This is a genomic window from Halotalea alkalilenta DSM 17697 (assembly GCF_000621205.1).
Taxonomy (GTDB): Bacteria; Pseudomonadota; Gammaproteobacteria; order Pseudomonadales; family Halomonadaceae; genus Halotalea; species Halotalea alkalilenta.
Genome location: NZ_KK211232.1, coordinates 88,552 through 103,759, shown reverse-complemented (window position 1 = coordinate 103,759; position 15,208 = coordinate 88,552). Strand labels below are relative to the sequence as shown.

At 68.0% G+C, this 15,208-nt stretch carries 9 protein-coding genes; 5 read left to right on the top strand and 4 right to left on the bottom strand.

Going from position 1 to position 15,208, the window contains the following annotated elements:
* Nucleotides 1-68: 68 nt before the first annotated feature.
* Together Q376_RS0118100 and Q376_RS0118095 are read right to left on the bottom strand one after the other, a co-directional pair.
* A complete protein-coding gene (locus tag Q376_RS0118100; RefSeq protein WP_245598993.1) occupies nucleotides 69-1,076 on the bottom strand; it encodes an alpha-E domain-containing protein in 1,008 nt (335 codons plus the stop codon).
* Nucleotides 1,076-2,536 carry a circularly permuted type 2 ATP-grasp protein gene (locus Q376_RS0118095; protein WP_043448752.1) on the bottom strand — a complete coding sequence of 487 codons (1,461 nt, stop codon included), beginning with the start codon at nucleotides 2,534-2,536 and terminating at the stop codon, nucleotides 1,076-1,078. Before Q376_RS0118095 ends, Q376_RS0118100 begins: the two co-directional genes overlap by 1 nt.
* 221 nt (nucleotides 2,537-2,757) lie before the next feature.
* On the opposite strand from Q376_RS0118095, the gene Q376_RS0118090 reads away from it, so the two are divergent.
* From Q376_RS0118090 to Q376_RS0118080, 3 genes are all read left to right on the top strand, one after another.
* Nucleotides 2,758-6,123 (top strand): transglutaminase family protein, encoded by a 3,366-nt coding sequence (locus Q376_RS0118090; protein WP_027351494.1) that lies wholly within the window; start codon nucleotides 2,758-2,760, stop codon nucleotides 6,121-6,123.
* Between the two features lie 100 nt (nucleotides 6,124-6,223).
* Nucleotides 6,224-8,779, top strand: a complete 2,556-nt coding sequence (locus Q376_RS0118085) for a circularly permuted type 2 ATP-grasp protein (RefSeq protein WP_027351493.1) — start codon at nucleotides 6,224-6,226, stop codon at nucleotides 8,777-8,779.
* Nucleotides 8,776-9,648: a transglutaminase family protein gene (locus Q376_RS0118080; RefSeq protein ID WP_027351492.1), complete on the top strand. Its 873-nt coding sequence runs from the start codon at nucleotides 8,776-8,778 to the stop codon at nucleotides 9,646-9,648. Before Q376_RS0118085 ends, Q376_RS0118080 begins: the two co-directional genes overlap by 4 nt.
* A 7-nt stretch (nucleotides 9,649-9,655) precedes the next feature.
* Here Q376_RS0118080 and Q376_RS23410 read toward each other — a convergent pair whose 3' ends face one another.
* Entirely contained in the window at nucleotides 9,656-11,797 is a 2,142-nt protein-coding gene (locus Q376_RS23410) for a S9 family peptidase (RefSeq protein WP_043448667.1), read from the bottom strand.
* A 50-nt stretch (nucleotides 11,798-11,847) separates the two neighbouring features.
* Between Q376_RS23410 and Q376_RS23405 the strand changes: the two genes are divergently transcribed.
* Together Q376_RS23405 and Q376_RS23400 are read left to right on the top strand one after the other, a co-directional pair.
* Nucleotides 11,848-12,261: a hypothetical protein gene (locus tag Q376_RS23405; RefSeq protein WP_052365506.1), complete on the top strand. Its 414-nt coding sequence runs from the start codon at nucleotides 11,848-11,850 to the stop codon at nucleotides 12,259-12,261.
* On the top strand, nucleotides 12,258-14,090 hold the full coding sequence (locus tag Q376_RS23400) for a vWA domain-containing protein (protein ID WP_052365505.1): 1,833 nt from the start codon (nucleotides 12,258-12,260) through the stop codon (nucleotides 14,088-14,090). Before Q376_RS23405 ends, Q376_RS23400 begins: the two co-directional genes overlap by 4 nt.
* An 81-nt stretch (nucleotides 14,091-14,171) precedes the next feature.
* On the opposite strand, the gene cysK is transcribed toward Q376_RS23400, so the two are convergent.
* Nucleotides 14,172-15,140, bottom strand: coding sequence for a cysteine synthase A (gene cysK, locus Q376_RS0118060; protein WP_027351491.1), 969 nt, complete (start codon nucleotides 15,138-15,140; stop codon nucleotides 14,172-14,174).
* Nucleotides 15,141-15,208: the final 68 nt, after the last annotated feature.

Genomic DNA, 15,208 nt, shown 5'->3' with positions numbered 1-15,208 from the left:
GCCGCCCAGCATAACCGAAGCGCTCCGACGTTGGGACGGCGGAGCGCTCGGAGGTCATCGCGCGGGGCTCAGTCTTCGTCGAGCATGTCGTCGCGCTGGGTCTGGCTCTGGCTTTGATGCGGCGGCGCACTGGCCAAATCGCGCGAGAAGTAGGTCGCAGCGATCGAGTCGTGGAGCGTGTTGAAGCCGATCTGCAGCTTGTCGATGGCCAGGCGCAGGTCGTCCGGGGAGCGCGCCAGCGAGCGCACGTCGGCCTCGGCGACCTCCGCACGGACCAGGGTGGAGGCGGCCAGAGGACGGTCGTAGCGGGGCAGGGTGCGCAGGTTGTCGGAGATGCTGTCGAGGCAGTAGGCGACCGCGCGGGGAAAGGTCGGCTCCTTGAGCAGGAACTCGAGCACGTCCGGTCCGCGTACGCGAAGTCTCACCTGCTGGCGATACATCTGGTAGCCGGTCAGCGACTTGAGCACGCTCATCCACTGCAGGTTCTCGAACGGGGTAAGCTCCTCCGGGTTGCGCGGCAGCAGGTTGCCCGAGCGTACGTCGACGATACGGGTGGTCATGTCGGCGCGTTCGAGCTGGCGGCCGAGCTCGACGAAGGTGAAGGCCTGGGTGCGGCTGAGGGTGCCCTCGAACAGTCCGGTGACGGTCTGGCAGCCGCGGATGATCCGCTTGAGGAACTCCTCGCGCCGGGCCAGGGCCAGGCTGCTCGAGGCGTGTGCGACCGCCTCCATGTAGAGGCTGTTGACCTGCTCCCAGATCTCGCGCGGGACGATGTCCCGGGTGGTGCGCAGGTTCTCGCGGGCGGCGGCCAGCGAGGAGAGCAGCGAGCTCGAATAGCTTCGATCGGTGCAGAGGAAGGCGAGCACGTTGCGCTCGCTGAACTCGTCGTAGCGCTCGTTGAACGAGTCCAGGCTACCGGTGATTTCGATCAGCGTCGCCCAGCCGAGATTGGCGGCCTGCGGGAAATCGAGCAGCAGGTGGGTATTGACGTTGACCAGGCGCGCGGTGTCCTCGGCGCGTTCGAGATAGCGGGCCACCCAGTAGAGATTTTCAGCGACGCGGGAGAGCATGCCCATCAGTCGTTCTCCTCGGTTTCGACGATCCAGGTGTCCTTGCTGCCACCGCCTTGGGAGGAGTTGACCACCAGCGAGCCCTCGACCAGCGCGACTCGGGTCAGTCCGCCGGTGGTGACGTGGATCTCGGCGCCGGAGAGAATGAAGGGCCGCAGGTCGACGTGGCGAGGCTTGACCTCCACGTCGCTGCAGAGCGTAGGCGTAGTGGATAGGTTCAGCGTCGGCTGGGCGATGTAGTTGCGTGGGTCGGCCTTGATCCGCTCGGCGAACAGCGCACGCTCCTCGGCCGTCGAGCGCGGCCCGATCAGCATGCCGTAGCCACCGGATTCGTTGGCCGGCTTGACCACCAGCTCGTCGAGGTGATCGAGGACATAGTCGCGCTGGTCGTCGAACATGCACAGGTAGCTCGGTACGTTGGGCAGGATCGGTTCGGCGTCGAGGTAATAGTCGATGATCTGCGGCACGAAGGCGTAGACCACCTTGTCGTCGGCGACCCCAGCGCCCGGCGCGTTGGCCAGCGCCACCTTGCCCGCGCGCCAGGCGCGCATCAGCCCGGGTACGCCGAGCATCGAGTCGGGGTTGAACGCCTCGGGGTCGAGGAACAGGTCGTCGATCCGCCGGTAGATCACGTCTACCCGGGTCGGGCCGCTGACCGTGCGCATGTAGACCACGTCGTCATCGTCGACCATCAGGTCGTCGCCCTGAACCAGTTCGACGCCCATCTGCTGGGCGAGATAGGCGTGCTCGTAGTAGGCGGAGTTGTAGATCCCCGGGGTCAGCACCACCACCTGCGGCTCATCCTGGGGGCGCGGAGACATGCTGGCGAGCATGTCGTAGAGCTGGGCGGCGTAGTCGTCGACCGGCAGGATGCGGCCGGTGGCGAACAGCTCCGGCAATACCCGCTTGGTGACGTTGCGGTTCTCGAGCATGTAGGAGACGCCCGAGGGCACGCGGAGGTTGTCCTCCAGTACGTAGAGCGTACCGTCGCCGTCGCGGACCAGGTCGGAGCCGCAGATGTGGGCCCACACCCGGTGGGGCGGGTCGATGCCGATGCACTGCGGACGGAAGTTGACCGACTGGGCGAGGACTTCGGCGGGAAACACGCCGTCTTTGATGATGCGCTGGTCGTGGTAGAGATCGTCGATGAACAGGTTGAGCGCTTCGACGCGCTGTTTGAGCCCTGCCTCGGTGCGTCGCCACTCTGCGGCGGGGATGATCCTCGGCACGATGTCGAACGGCCAGGCGCGGTCGATCATGGTGCCTTCCGAGTAGACAGTGAAAGTGATCCCCATCGTCCGGATCGCCGCCTCGGCTGCGGTCTTGCGTTCGGCTAGTTCGCTGGCATCCAGGCTCGCGAGGTAGTCGCAGAGCGCCTTGGATGCGTTTCGGGGCACGCCAGCCCGGGCCAGTAGTTCGTCGTAATGCGCGTCGCAGTGATAGTCGTTCCAGTCTATCCGAGTCATGGTCCGAACCCTCTTGTCATCGATCGCCACGGATCGATCTCTATCTTGATCTTGTCGTCGCGGGCTAGAGGCCCGCGCGGGTCATGCAGAAGGTCCGTCCCGCTAAGCTATAGCATCGTGGCGAAGCAAAGAGAAGCGCCTCGCGAGCAAGATAGTCGTTGTAATCCTGTAGGCATCACGGTGATATTTGCGACATCTCAGTCGCCGGCTCCGAGGCTCCGATGTCCATACGCGTCGCTGTGCACCACGCCACCGAATATCGCTTCGATCGCCCGGTCGCGCTCTCTCCCCACCTGATCCGGCTGCGCCCGGCGCCGCACTGTCGCACGCCGATAGAAGCGTTCTCGCTCAAGATCGAAGGTGGAGAGCACTTCATCAACTGGCAGCAGGACCCCTTCGGCAACCTGGTGGCACGGGTGGTGTTCCCCGAACCGCTCTCGCGGCTTGCAGTGGCGGTCGAAGTGATCGCCCCGATGACCGTGATCAATCCATTCGACTTCTTCGTCGAACCCTACGCGGAGCGTTTTCCGTTCGAGTATTCGGCGGGGTTGGCCAAGGAGCTGGCGCCCTATCTCGAACTCGACGAAGGCGGGGCGAGGCTCGATGCCTGGCTCGCCGAGGTGGCGAAGGAGGCCGATTCATCGGTCAATTTCCTGGTCGCGCTCAACCAGCGCTTGAGCCAGGACATCGCTTATCTGGTACGGATGGAGCCCGGGGTCCAGGCCGCCGAGGAGACCCTCGAGAAAGGCAGCGGCTCATGCCGCGACAGCGCTTGGCTGCTGGTGCAGATCTTTCGCCGGCTGGGGCTGGCTTCGCGCTTCGTCTCGGGCTACCTGGTCCAGCTGGTCGCCGATCTCGAGGCGCTCGACGGGCCCTCCGGTACGACCCACGATTTCACCGATCTTCACGCCTGGACCGAGGTGTTCGTGCCCGGTGCCGGCTGGATCGGGCTTGACCCGACCTCGGGGCTGCTCGCCGGCGAAGGACACATCCCGCTGGCGGCGACGCCGGAGCCGAGCAGCGCGGCGCCGATAACCGGGCTGAGCGAGCCGTGCGAGGTCGAATTCGACTTCTCCATGCGCGTCGAGCGGATCGAGGAGCGCCCCAGGGTCACCAAACCGTTCGATGAGGATCAGTGGCAGGCGGTCGACCAGCTCGGCAGGCGGGTCGACGCGGCGTTGAAGGCGGGCGACGTACGCTTGACCATGGGCGGCGAGCCGACCTTCGTCTCGATCGACGACATGGATGGCGATGAGTGGAACACGGCGGCGCTGGGACCGACCAAGCGCAGGTTCTCGGTGTCGCTGCTCAAGCGGCTGCGCGAGCGCTTCTCCCCGGGCGGATTGTTCCATTACCAGCAGGGCAAGTGGTATCCCAGCGAGCCGCTGCCGCGCTGGGCCTTGGCCTGCTACTGGCGCCGCGATGGCGTACCGGTGTGGCGCGACCCCGCGCTGCTCGACGACGATGCGGTCGAGCGCGGCTATGGGCCGCAGCAAGCGCGCGAGTTCGCCGACACCCTGTGCGCGCAGCTCGACATCGAGGCAGCGCACCTGATTCCCGCCTACGAAGACGTTTATTACTACCTGTGGCGTGAACGTACCCTGCCGGTGGACTTCGATCCGCGCGACGTCGATCTCGACGATGACGCCGAGCGTCGCCGCCTCGGCCGGCTGCTCGAGCGCGGCCTTGGCGAGGTGGTCGGCTATGCCTTGCCGCTGCGCGCCGAAGGCCGAGGATGGCGCAGCGGCGCCTGGCTGCTGCGCCGCGATCATCTGCTGCTGGTGCCGGGTGACTCGCCGATGGGGCTGCGCTTGCCGCTCGATGCGCTGCCGTTGAAGAGCTGGGAGGATCCGCGCCAGCCGGTGGCCAGTTTCGCCCCGCGCGGACCGCTGCCGGACCCGCACCAAGAGATCGTCGCACGCCTGGCGGCGCTGGCGCGCGGCCAGCAGCAGCCGGCGAGCGATGCGCTGCGCGGCGGGGCCGGCAGGCCGGTCACCGCCCGCGCCGGGATGAAGGGCGAGGGCACTGACACCGGCGCGCTGCTCGACGCGGTGCAGGACCTCAACCGCGCCGCGGCGGAGTCGATACCAACCAGCCTCTGCATCGAGCCGCGTGATGGCCATCTCTACGTCTTCCTGCCGCCGCTCGAGTCGCTCGAGGCCTATCTCGGACTGGTCGCCGCGGTCGAGCGTACCTGCGCCGAACTCGGCATGCCGGTATTCGTCGAGGGCTACCCGCCGCCCTCCGACCCGCGGCTGGCGAAATTCATGATCACCCCCGACCCCGGTGTGATCGAGGTCAACATCATGCCGTCGGCGAGCTGGCCCGAACTCGTCGACACCACGACCGCACTGTTCGACGAAGCCCGTCAGTGCCGGCTCGGTGCCGAGAAGTTCATGCTCGATGGGCGTCACTCCGGTACCGGTGGCGGCCATCACATCACCCTGGGCGGCGCGACGCCCGCGGACTCTCCGTTCCTGCGCCGTCCTTCGCTGCTCTCCAGCATGATCACCTTCTGGCAGCATCACCCGTGCCTTTCGTATCTCTTCTCCGGCCTGTTCATCGGACCGACCAGCCAGGCGCCGAGGGTGGACGAGGCGCGCCACGATTCGCTCTACGAGCTCGAAGTCGCGCTCTCCCAGGTGCCGGACGACGAAGTGGCCCAGCCCTGGCTGGTCGACCGGCTGTTCCGCCACCTGCTCACCGACCTGACCGGCAATACCCACCGCGCCGAATTCTGCATCGACAAGCTCTACTCCCCCGACAGCGATACCGGTCGACTCGGACTGCTCGAACTGCGCGCCTTCGAGATGCCGCCGCATCCGCGGATGTCGCTGCTGCAGGCGCTGCTGGTACGCGCGCTGGTCGCGCGCTTCTGGCGCGAGCCCTATGGCGGACCGCTGGTACGCTGGGGCAGTGCGCTGAACGATCGCTGGATGCTGCCGCATTTCCTCTGGAACGATCTGCTCGAGGTGCTCGGCGACCTGCGCCGCCACGGCTTCGACTTCGACCCGAGCTGGTTCGAGAGCTTCCTCGAGTTCCGCTTCCCGCTGCATGGTGAATTCAGCACCGACACTCTGAGCGTCGAGCTGCGCCAGGCGCTGGAGCCCTGGCACGTGCTCGGCGAAGAGGCGAGCTCCGGCGGCACGGCGCGCTACGTCGACTCATCGGTCGAGCGCCTGCAGGTCAAGATCCAGGGCTTCGTCGATGGCCGCTACGTGCTCACCTGCAATGGCCGGCGGGTACCGCTGGCGCCGACCTCGCGCAGCGGCGAAGCGGTCGCAGGGGTGCGCTATCGGGCCTGGCAGCCACCCTCGGCGCTGCATCCGCGTATTCCCGTCCATGCGCCGCTGGTGTTCGACCTGGTCGATACCTGGAACGGGCGCTCGGTGGGTGCTTGCACCTATCACGTCATCGATCCGGCGGGGCGCAACTACGAGCGGTTCCCGATCAATGCCAATGAGGCACAGGCCCGCAGGCTGGCACGTTTCGAGCGGCAAGGGCATACTCAGGGCAAAATCACCGTGCCCGCCGAGACGCCGAGTCTCGAGCTGCCGCTGACGCTGGATCTGCGTCGCCGCGGCTGAGCCGGTCGCGACGCCTCCACTGTGCCCCTGCGGTGCCCGTTACCCACCAGCGCCCTGTCTGCCTCGTTCGTCAGGCAGGCCGGGCGCGATCGATGCCTTCATGAACCAGGAAACGATCACTTTGACCCCCATGCCGAGCGGTGTGCTCTCAGCGCTGCTGGCCGGCTATCGCAGCGTCGGTGGCTTCGACAGCCTGCTCGGCGACGACGGCGAGCTGCGCCCGCACTGGCACGCGCTGCTGGAGAACTTCGCTCGTCTCGGCCTCGACGGCATCTCCCAGCGCGGTCTCGAGGCGCAGCGGCTGCTGCACGAGAACGGCGTGACCTTCAACGGTCGCGCGCTCGGGAGCGCCGCGCGCAGCTGGCGCGTAGACCCGCTGCCGCTGGTGATAGACAGCCACGAGTGGCCGCTGCTCGAGGCGGGGCTTGCCCAGCGTGCCCGGCTGCTCGATGCGCTGCTGCGTGATCTCTACGGCGAGCAGCGCACGCTGCGCGAGGGGCTGATCCCCGCCGAGGCGCTGTTCCAGCAGGGCTGGTGGCTGCCGCCCTGCCAGCACTCCTTCGATACCGAGCGCGCCGCGCTGTTCTCGCTCGGGGTCGACCTGGTCCGCGACAGCGAAGGCCGCTGGCGGGTGATCGCCGACCGTGTGCAATCGCAGGCCGGTAGCGGCTATGCGCTGGAAAACCGTATCGTGCTCGCCCGCTCGATGCCGAATCTCTACCGCGATGCGCCGCTGCGCCGGCTCGCCGGGGCGCTCGCCGACGAGCACCGTGCGCTGGTCTCGCTCGCGCCCCAGCATCGCGAACATCCCAACGTGGTGCTGCTCACCGCGGGGCCCGGCAGCGATGGCTATCTCGAGCACGCCTACCTCGCCAGCTATCTGAACCTGCCGCTGGTCGAGAGCCTCGATCTGGTGGTACGCGACCAGCGGGTGTGGATGCGCACCCTCGGCGGGCTCAAGCCGGTCGATGTGATCCTGCGCCGGATGTCCGACGTCTGGTGCGATCCGCTGGAGCTTCGCGCCGACTCGGTGATCGGCGTCGCTGGGCTTGCCCAGGCGGCGCGGGCGGGCAACGTGCGCCTCGCCAATCCGATCGGCAGCTGCGTGCTCGAGCATCCGGTGCTCGAACCCTACTGGCAGGCGCTTTGCGAGCGGCTGCTCGGTGAGCCGCTGCTGCTGGAGGGGCCCGAGGGCTGGTGGTGCGGTGCGCCGGATGCGCTCGAGCGCACCCTGGACGAGCTGCCCGGGCTGATCCTGCGCAGCTTCGAACCTGGCGCTGCGCCGGTGCACGCCGCTCGGCTCGACGCCCAGGGGCTTGCGCGGCTGCGCCAGCGAATCGTCGCCCACCCCGATGAATTCGTCGCCCAGCGTCCGCTGGCCGCCGCCAGTGGACCGGTGTTCGACGCCGAACGGCAACGGCTGGTGCCGAAACCGCTGTCGCTGCGGATGTTCTGTTCGTTGGACTCCAGCACCGCCGACGGCAGCCTCGAGGAGGTCGCCTATCGAGTGATGCCTGGCGGTCTCGCCTGGGTGGGCGAGCCCGGCCATCCCTCGGTGAACAGCGAGGTGGTCAAGGACGTCTGGGTGCTGGCCGATTCGCCGCAGCCCCACGTCAGCCAGCTGCGCCAGGCCAGCGAGCCGCTGCTGGTGACCCGCGATGGCATCGACCTGCCCAGCCGGGTCGCCGACAGCCTGTTCTGGCTCGGCCGCTATGGCGAGCGCCTGGACAATCGCGCGAGGCTCCTGCGCGAGGCGCTGGTGAGGCTGCTCGAGCAGGATCAGTCGAGCGTCGCCGATCCCAGCCTCGACGGCCTGCTGGAGGCGCTCGAGCTCGAGCCGCTCGAGGCCCAGGCCGAAGGCGAGCAGCGTTTCGGCCTGATTCGCGCACGCTTGTTGAGCCTCTTCTCCCCCGACGCGCCCGACGGACTGACGACGCTGGCCAGAGCGGTGCATCGCAACTCCCAGGCGGTGCGCGACCACCTTGGCGACGACGCCTGGCGGGTGCTCAACAACGTCGGCGAGGAGTTCGAGCGCTGCACCAGCGCGAGTGTCGGCCGCCGCGCCTGCGAGCGCACGGTCCCGGAACTTGCCGCTTTCTTCGGCCTGTGCAACGAGACCATGCCGCACCACTATGGCTGGCGATTGATGGACATCGGCCGCTTCATCGAACGCTGCCAGAACACCCTGGCGCTGCTGCGCCTTGCGCTGGTGGATACCGAGCACAACGGGGCCGCGGCCTGGGAGATGGTGCTCGCGACCACCGACAATTTCACCGCCTACCGGCGACGCTATCGCAGCGAGCTGCACCCCAGTGCGATCCTCGACCTGCTGCTGTTCGACGAGGGCAACCCGCGCTCGGTGGGCTACATGCTCAAACGGCTGCGCCGCCAGATCGACCATCTGCCGCAGCCGTCGAGTGCGCCCTACAGATCCAGCGAACAGCGCCTGGTGATCCGTGCCTCCACCACCCTGCAACTCGCCGATGTGGCAGCGCTGGCGGGGCTGCCGCATTCGCCGAGCGCGCGAGAGGCGCTCAGCGCGCTGCTGGACGCGCTGCTCGATCCGCTCGGCGAGCTCTCCGAAGCGGTCAGCAACAGCCACTTCGCCCATGTCGAAACCCCTCGGCAGCTGCTCGAGATGCAGGTGCAGCCATGATCTACCAGCTTCGCCACACCACGCGCTACGACTACGCCGCCACCGTCACGCTGTGCCACAGCGAAGCCCGGATGCTGCCCCGCGCGCTGCCCTGGCAGCATTGCGAGCCCTCCGAGATATCGATCGTGCCGACTCCGGCCACTCGGGTGCAGCGAGAGGACCCCTTCGGCAACCAGCTGCTCTACTTCTCACTCGAAGAGCCCCACGTGGCGCTCGAAGTCTCGGTCGCGACGCGGCTGGAGAGCGGCCCCCGCCCGGCACCGGTGGAGGACCGCCTGGGCTGGCGGGAGTCACGGATCCTGCCGCCGCTCAGCGATCCGGAAGCGCTGGCGGTGCGGATGATGACGCTGGACTCGGCCTTCGTGCGCCGCTCGCGGGCGCTGGCCGACTATGCGCGGCCGAGCTTTCGCGAGGGAGGGAGCGCGCTCGAGGGGGTGCTCGATCTCAATCGCCGGGTATTCGAGGAGTTCACTTATGATCCCGGCTTCACTACCGTGGCCACCCCGCTCGATGAAGTGCTGCGCAGCCGCCGCGGTGTCTGCCAGGACTTCGCCCATCTGATGATCGGCTGTCTGCGTTCGCTCGGCTTCGCCGCCCGCTACGTCAGCGGCTATCTCGAGACCGTGCCCCCTCCGGGGGAGCCGCGCCTGATCGGCGCCGACGCCTCGCACGCCTGGCTTGCGGTGCATCTCCCCGGCAGTGGCTGGCTCGAGCTCGACCCGACCAACGGCAGCCTGCCCTCCGAGCAGCACTTGATCAATGCCTGGGGCCGCGACTATGCCGACGTGGCGCCGCTCAAGGGGGTGATGAGCGGCGGTGGAGAGCAGCGGCTCACCGTCGCCGTCGACGTCGAGCCGCTCGAGAGCTGAGCGCCTTTCAGGCGTCGGCGGGCGGGGGCAGCGGCTCGGCGTCGGCGAGGCCGAACGCCCAGAGCAGGAAGGCATCCTGGCGGGCGCTGTCCCGCCAGGCGTCGAAACGCCCCGAAGCGCCGCCGTGGCCGGCGGCCATGTCGGTGCGCAGCAGCACAGGGCCCCGTGCGGTGCCGAACTCCGAGAGGCGCGCGTAGAGCTTGGCCGGTTCCCAATAGGGCACCCGCGAGTCGTGCCAGCTGCCCTGGAGCAACATCGGCGGGTAGGGCAGGGCATCGAGGTTGTCGAGCGGTGAGTAGGCTTGCAGGCGACGGCGTACGTCGGGATCGAACGGGTTGCCCCATTCGAGGTACTCGGCGGTGGTCAGCGGCAGGTCGGGATTCTCCATGGTGCGCAGCACGTCGACGAACGGCACGTCGAGGATCGCGGCGCAGAACGCCTGCGGGTCCAGGTTCAGGCTTGCGCCGACCAGCAGCCCGCCTGCGCTGGCGCCGTAGGCGGCGATCCGCTCGGGGTCGCTGATCCCGGCCTCGACCAGCGCGTTACGGGCGGCGAGGAAGTCGCGAAAGCTGTTCTGCTTGTGCTCGAGCTTGCCGGCGAGATACCAGGGCTCGCCGCGATCCCCGCCGCCACGCACGTGGGCGACGGCGAAGGCGATTCCGCGGTCGAGCAGCTCGAGCCGGGAGATCGAGAACCACGGATCCAGTACCGTGCCGTAGGCCCCATAGCCGTAGAGCAGGGTCGGAAGTCGCTCGCCCCGCTCGGCGAGATCGCGGCGCATGACCACCGACACCGGGACGCGTTCGCCATCGAAGGAGGTCGCCCACAGCCGGCGGCAGAGCAGCTGCTCGGGGCGCAGGTCGCCATGCACCCGCTGCTGCTTGAGCAGGGTGCGCTCGGTGCTGTCCAGATTGAGCGCTACCCAGCGAGGCGGGGTGACGAACGACTCCTCGCGCAGCCTGAGCACCCGGGCGTCGAAGTCCGGTACGTCCTCGAGCGACAGGCTCGACGGCGTTTCGGCCAGGGTGACCCAGTCGTCGAGCCTGATCTGCTCGGGGGCGTGGCCCTCGAGCGCGGATCTCAGCGAGGTCGCTGGATCGCTCGGCGCCAGGTCGATCACCCTGAGGTGCATCTGGGCTTCCTGGTGGTCACGCTCGGTCAGCACCACGCCCCAGGAGAAGGCGTCGACGCCCTCCAGGGTGGTCTCCTCGCGCGGCGCGATCCACGGCTGCCAGTCGCCGGGCGTCAGCTCGGCGGCGATGTCGAGCTGGAAGTGGCTCGAAACGCGGTTATGTAGGACGTAGAAAGTCCCAGGGCGGTGTTCGAGGCTGTATTCGACCCCTGGCTCGCGCTCCCGTGGGCAAAGCAGCGATGCGCCAGCGCGGTCGGCGGGCAGCAGATGGGTCTCTGAAGTATCCTTGGACGCCGTCTCGATGATCAGCCAGCGCCGCGAGCGGGTCTTGCCGAGCCCGACCCAGAACTCGACGTCCGGCTCCTCGAACACCAGCTGCTCCTCGCCGGCCTCGCGGTCGAGCCGCCATACGGTGGCCGGTCGCTGGGTGGCGTCGAAGCGGGTGAACAGCAGGGTGCGGTCGTCCTCCGCCCAGACCAGCTCCGCACCGATGCCTTGGGCGATGCATACTGGTTCTCCCGCCGGCAGGTGGCGCAGATAGAGTTCGAAGTATTCGTCGCCCTGCGTATCGATGGTCCAGGCCAGCCATTGTTCGTCGGGGGAGAGCGCGATGTCGCCGAGTTCGACGTAGGACTGGCGCTGGGACAGCGACTGCAGGTCGAGGATCACCTCCACCTGGTCCTCCGCGCCGATCGGATGTCGGCGCCATACCGGATGGTCGGCGTCGACTGCGGTATCGCTCCAGTAGACGTAGCGATCCAGTGCGGTGCGCAGTCCCTCGACCGCCAACTCGCGGCGGGCCAGATGACCCTGGTAGAGTCGTTCCACCAGCGGTTGAAGCGGTGCCATCCAGGCCTCGCTCTCTGCGTTGGCCGCCTCGAGGAAGGCCTTCACCTCGGGTCTATCGCGATCCTCGAGCCAATGCCACAGTGGGTCATCGTCGCGATGGAAACGGCGACTCGGAGAAAGTGGTGCGTGGTCGGCGGGGAGGGAACCCGGGGATGACTGTGTTTTCATAGGCTCGTGGGTAACATGAAGCGAATCATTTTGGAGATGAACGCGTGTTGATGACCGATTCTCTGCCGCTACTGTGGCTCGCCTACGCGATCTTGTCACTGGTGGTGCTCGGCGCGGGCTACTTCGCGATCGGATTTTTGCCCCGTCGGATACGCTGGCCACTGGTGGGGCTGGTGGCGGGGCTTTTGTGGACGCCCTGGTACTACGCCATCCCGGCGACCACCGACGATCCTGGATTCGGGGGTTTTGCGCCGGCGGTGATGATCACCGCGCTCGATCTGCTCAACCGCGGTCCTGGGTCGGCGCTGCTGGTGCTGTCGATCGGCGCGCTGGTGGGCGCGGCCGTGGGGGTGCTGATCTCCATCCGCCGTACACCGCCGCGTGCCGGCGGACGACGCCCAGGCCATCGTACCGCCCGCGAGGCTTACGACGGTCGTGGTGCACGCCAGGAGCCTTCGGTGTGAGCCTCGCCTGCGCGGTGAGCTGGCGACGCTGGGCACTGGGGGCCGGGATCGCCGCACTCGGGGCGCTGACCACTCCGCTGGCCGGGGCGGACGTGCGCATGGTGGTCGACGTTTCCGGCAGCATGCATCAGAGCGACCCCGACAACGTGCGCTCCAGCGCGCTCAAGCTGCTGATCGAACTGCTCCCTGCGTCCGAGCGTGCCGGCATCTGGACCTTCGGCACCGAGGTTGCCAATCCGCTGCCGCTGGCGCCGATCGACCCGGCCTGGCGCTCGCGGGCGCTGGATCTTTTGCCGAGGCTGCTCGACTACCAGCAGCATACCGATCTCGAATCCGCTCTCGACGCGGCCCTCGCGCCCGAGGGTGATCCTTCGCGCAGGGTGGTGCTGTTCACCGATGGCCGGGTCGACCTGCCGGCGGGCGGCGACAAGGTGCGGCGCGATGCCGAGTCGCGCCAGCGGCTGGTCGAGCAGGCGCCGTCGCTCGCGGCGCAAGACGTGACCATCGATACCATAGGTCTCACCGACCTGGCCGATACCGCGCTACTGCGCCAGCTTGCCCAGCCTACCGGCGGGCTCGCCTCCGAGGCCGAAGGGTCGCGCGAACTGATGCGCTCGTTCCTCGGTGTGCTCGGCCGGGTGGTCGATCGTGACCAGCTGCCGTTCGAGGGGGATCGCTTCAACGTCGATCCCGGGATCGAGCGGATCACCGTGCTGGTGTTCCACGGCCGCAGCGGCGTCGCGGTTTCCCCGGTGCTGGTGACGCCTGACGGTCGCCGCTTCGGCAGCGGTGACGTGGGCGAGGAGGCGCCGATCTCGCGCTGGGTGGTCGATCGCTTCTTCGATCTGGTCACCATCGAGCAGCCGGCCGCGGGAGAGTGGCGTATCGATGGCGATCTCGACCCAGGTAGCCGGGTGTTCGCCGATGGCGGACTGCGGCTGAGTGGGGTCGCGCCGCCGGCGACGCTCTATCAATACGCCGATGTACCGATCGAGGCTTGGCTCGAGGGGGCCGTACCCTCCAGCGAGCAAGCGCCCCGGCTGCAGGCGAGGCTGATCGACGGTGATGATCGGCTGATCGTCCAGCGGCCGCTGAATGCTGAAGGCGACGGCCGCTATCGCGCGGTGCTGCCTGGTTCGGCGCTCGATGCCGGCCGGCGTGGCGACGCGAGGGTGGTGATCAGCGCCGAGGGCGATGGTTTCTCTCGCGAGCGGGAGTGGAGCGTTGCGATCGCACCGGCGATCGAGGCCAATCTGGCGCCGGACCAGCGCAGTATCGAGCTGCGGCCGATGGATCCACGGCTCGACCCCGGCTCGACGCAGATCGAGGCGACGCTGCTTGGCGAGCCGCTGGAGGTGCGCGAGCACAACGGCCGCTGGCAGGTGGTGCTGCCGCCGCCGGAGTCGCTGCCGAGCCAGCGTGTCGAGGTGGAGATCCACGCGCGTTTCGACGCCGATGGCACGCCGCGCGAGATCACCCTGCCGCCAGTGGTGATCAATCCAGACTCGGCGATCGGGCTCGCAGGTGCCCGGCTCGACGACGCGCCGGTGGAGGCCGAGCGAATGGAGCAGCAGCCGCGAGCGGAAGTCGAGGCCGCCGAGCCGTTCGACTGGACTCCTCAGGCGATCTGGAGCGAGCTCGAGCGTCGTGCGCCGCAGTGGAGCGCGCAGGCGCAACGGCTGGTGCTCGAGCCCTGGACATGGCTATTGGCGGCGCTGATCGTGCTGCTGTGGGCGCTGTTCGCCTGGCGCGAGCGGCGCAGGCGAATCAGACGCCGCCGCCGCGCGGAGCCCAGCGTCGGTCCCGACGGGCGTGAACCGAGGCTCTAGATGCAGCCGGTATCGGATCCGAGGCGGAAGAACAGCGGGCCCGGCGAATGCCGGGCCTGCTACTTGGACGAATAGCGCTGCTCAGCCGAGCTCTTTTTCGGTGAACAGTCCCTCGAACAGCGGGCTCGAGAGGTAACGTTCGCCGCTGTCGGGGAGAATCACTGCGATGGAGCGATCGGCGAATTCAGCTTCGCCCGCGAGTCGCAGCGCCGCGACCACCGCCGCACCGCAGGAGATACCGCAGAGAATGCCTTCCTCGCTCATCAGCCGGCGCGCCATCTCGATCGCCTCCTCGGCGGCGACCGGCTCGACCCGGTCGACCAGCGAAAGATCGAGGTTCGAGGGGATGAAATTGGCGCCGATCCCCTGGATCTTGTGCGGTCCGGGCGTCAGCGGCTGGTCGTTGAGCCGCTGCGAGATGATCGGTGACTCCGCCGGCTCGACGGCCACCGAATAGAGCGGCTTGCCCCTGACCTGCTCGAAGTAGCGCGAAATCCCGGTCAGCGTGCCGCCGGTGCCGACACCGGCGACCAGCACGTCGAGCTCGCCATCGGTGGCGTCCCAGAGTTCCGGTCCGGTGGTGCGCTCGTGGATCTCGGGGTTGGCCGGGTTGTCGAACTGCTGCGGCATGAAGTAGCGCTCGGGCGCCTGGTCGCGCATTTCGGTGGCCTTGTCGACCGCGCCCTTCATGCCCTTGGCTGGTTCGGTGAGCACCAGCTCGGCGCCGAGCGCCTTGAGCACCTTGCGGCGCTCCAAGCTCATCGACGCGGGCATGGTCAGGGTCACCTTGTAGCCGCGCGCGGCGCCTACGTAGGCGAGTGCGATGCCGGTATTGCCCGAGGTCGGCTCGATGATTTCCATCCCGGGCTTGAGCACACCGCGCTTCTCCGCATCCCAGATCATGTTGGCGCCGATCCGGCATTTCACCGAGAGCGCCGGGTTGCGGGCCTCGATCTTGGCGTAGAGACGCGGGTGGGAGGTGACGTGGTTGAGCTTCACCAGCGGCGTGTTGCCGATGGTCTCGGAGTTGTCGGAGAAGATCTTGCCCATCTGATGACCTGTCCTTTCAATGGCGGGAGAGGCGGCGCGAGATGCGCCGAGTGGGGTCCAGATTAGGC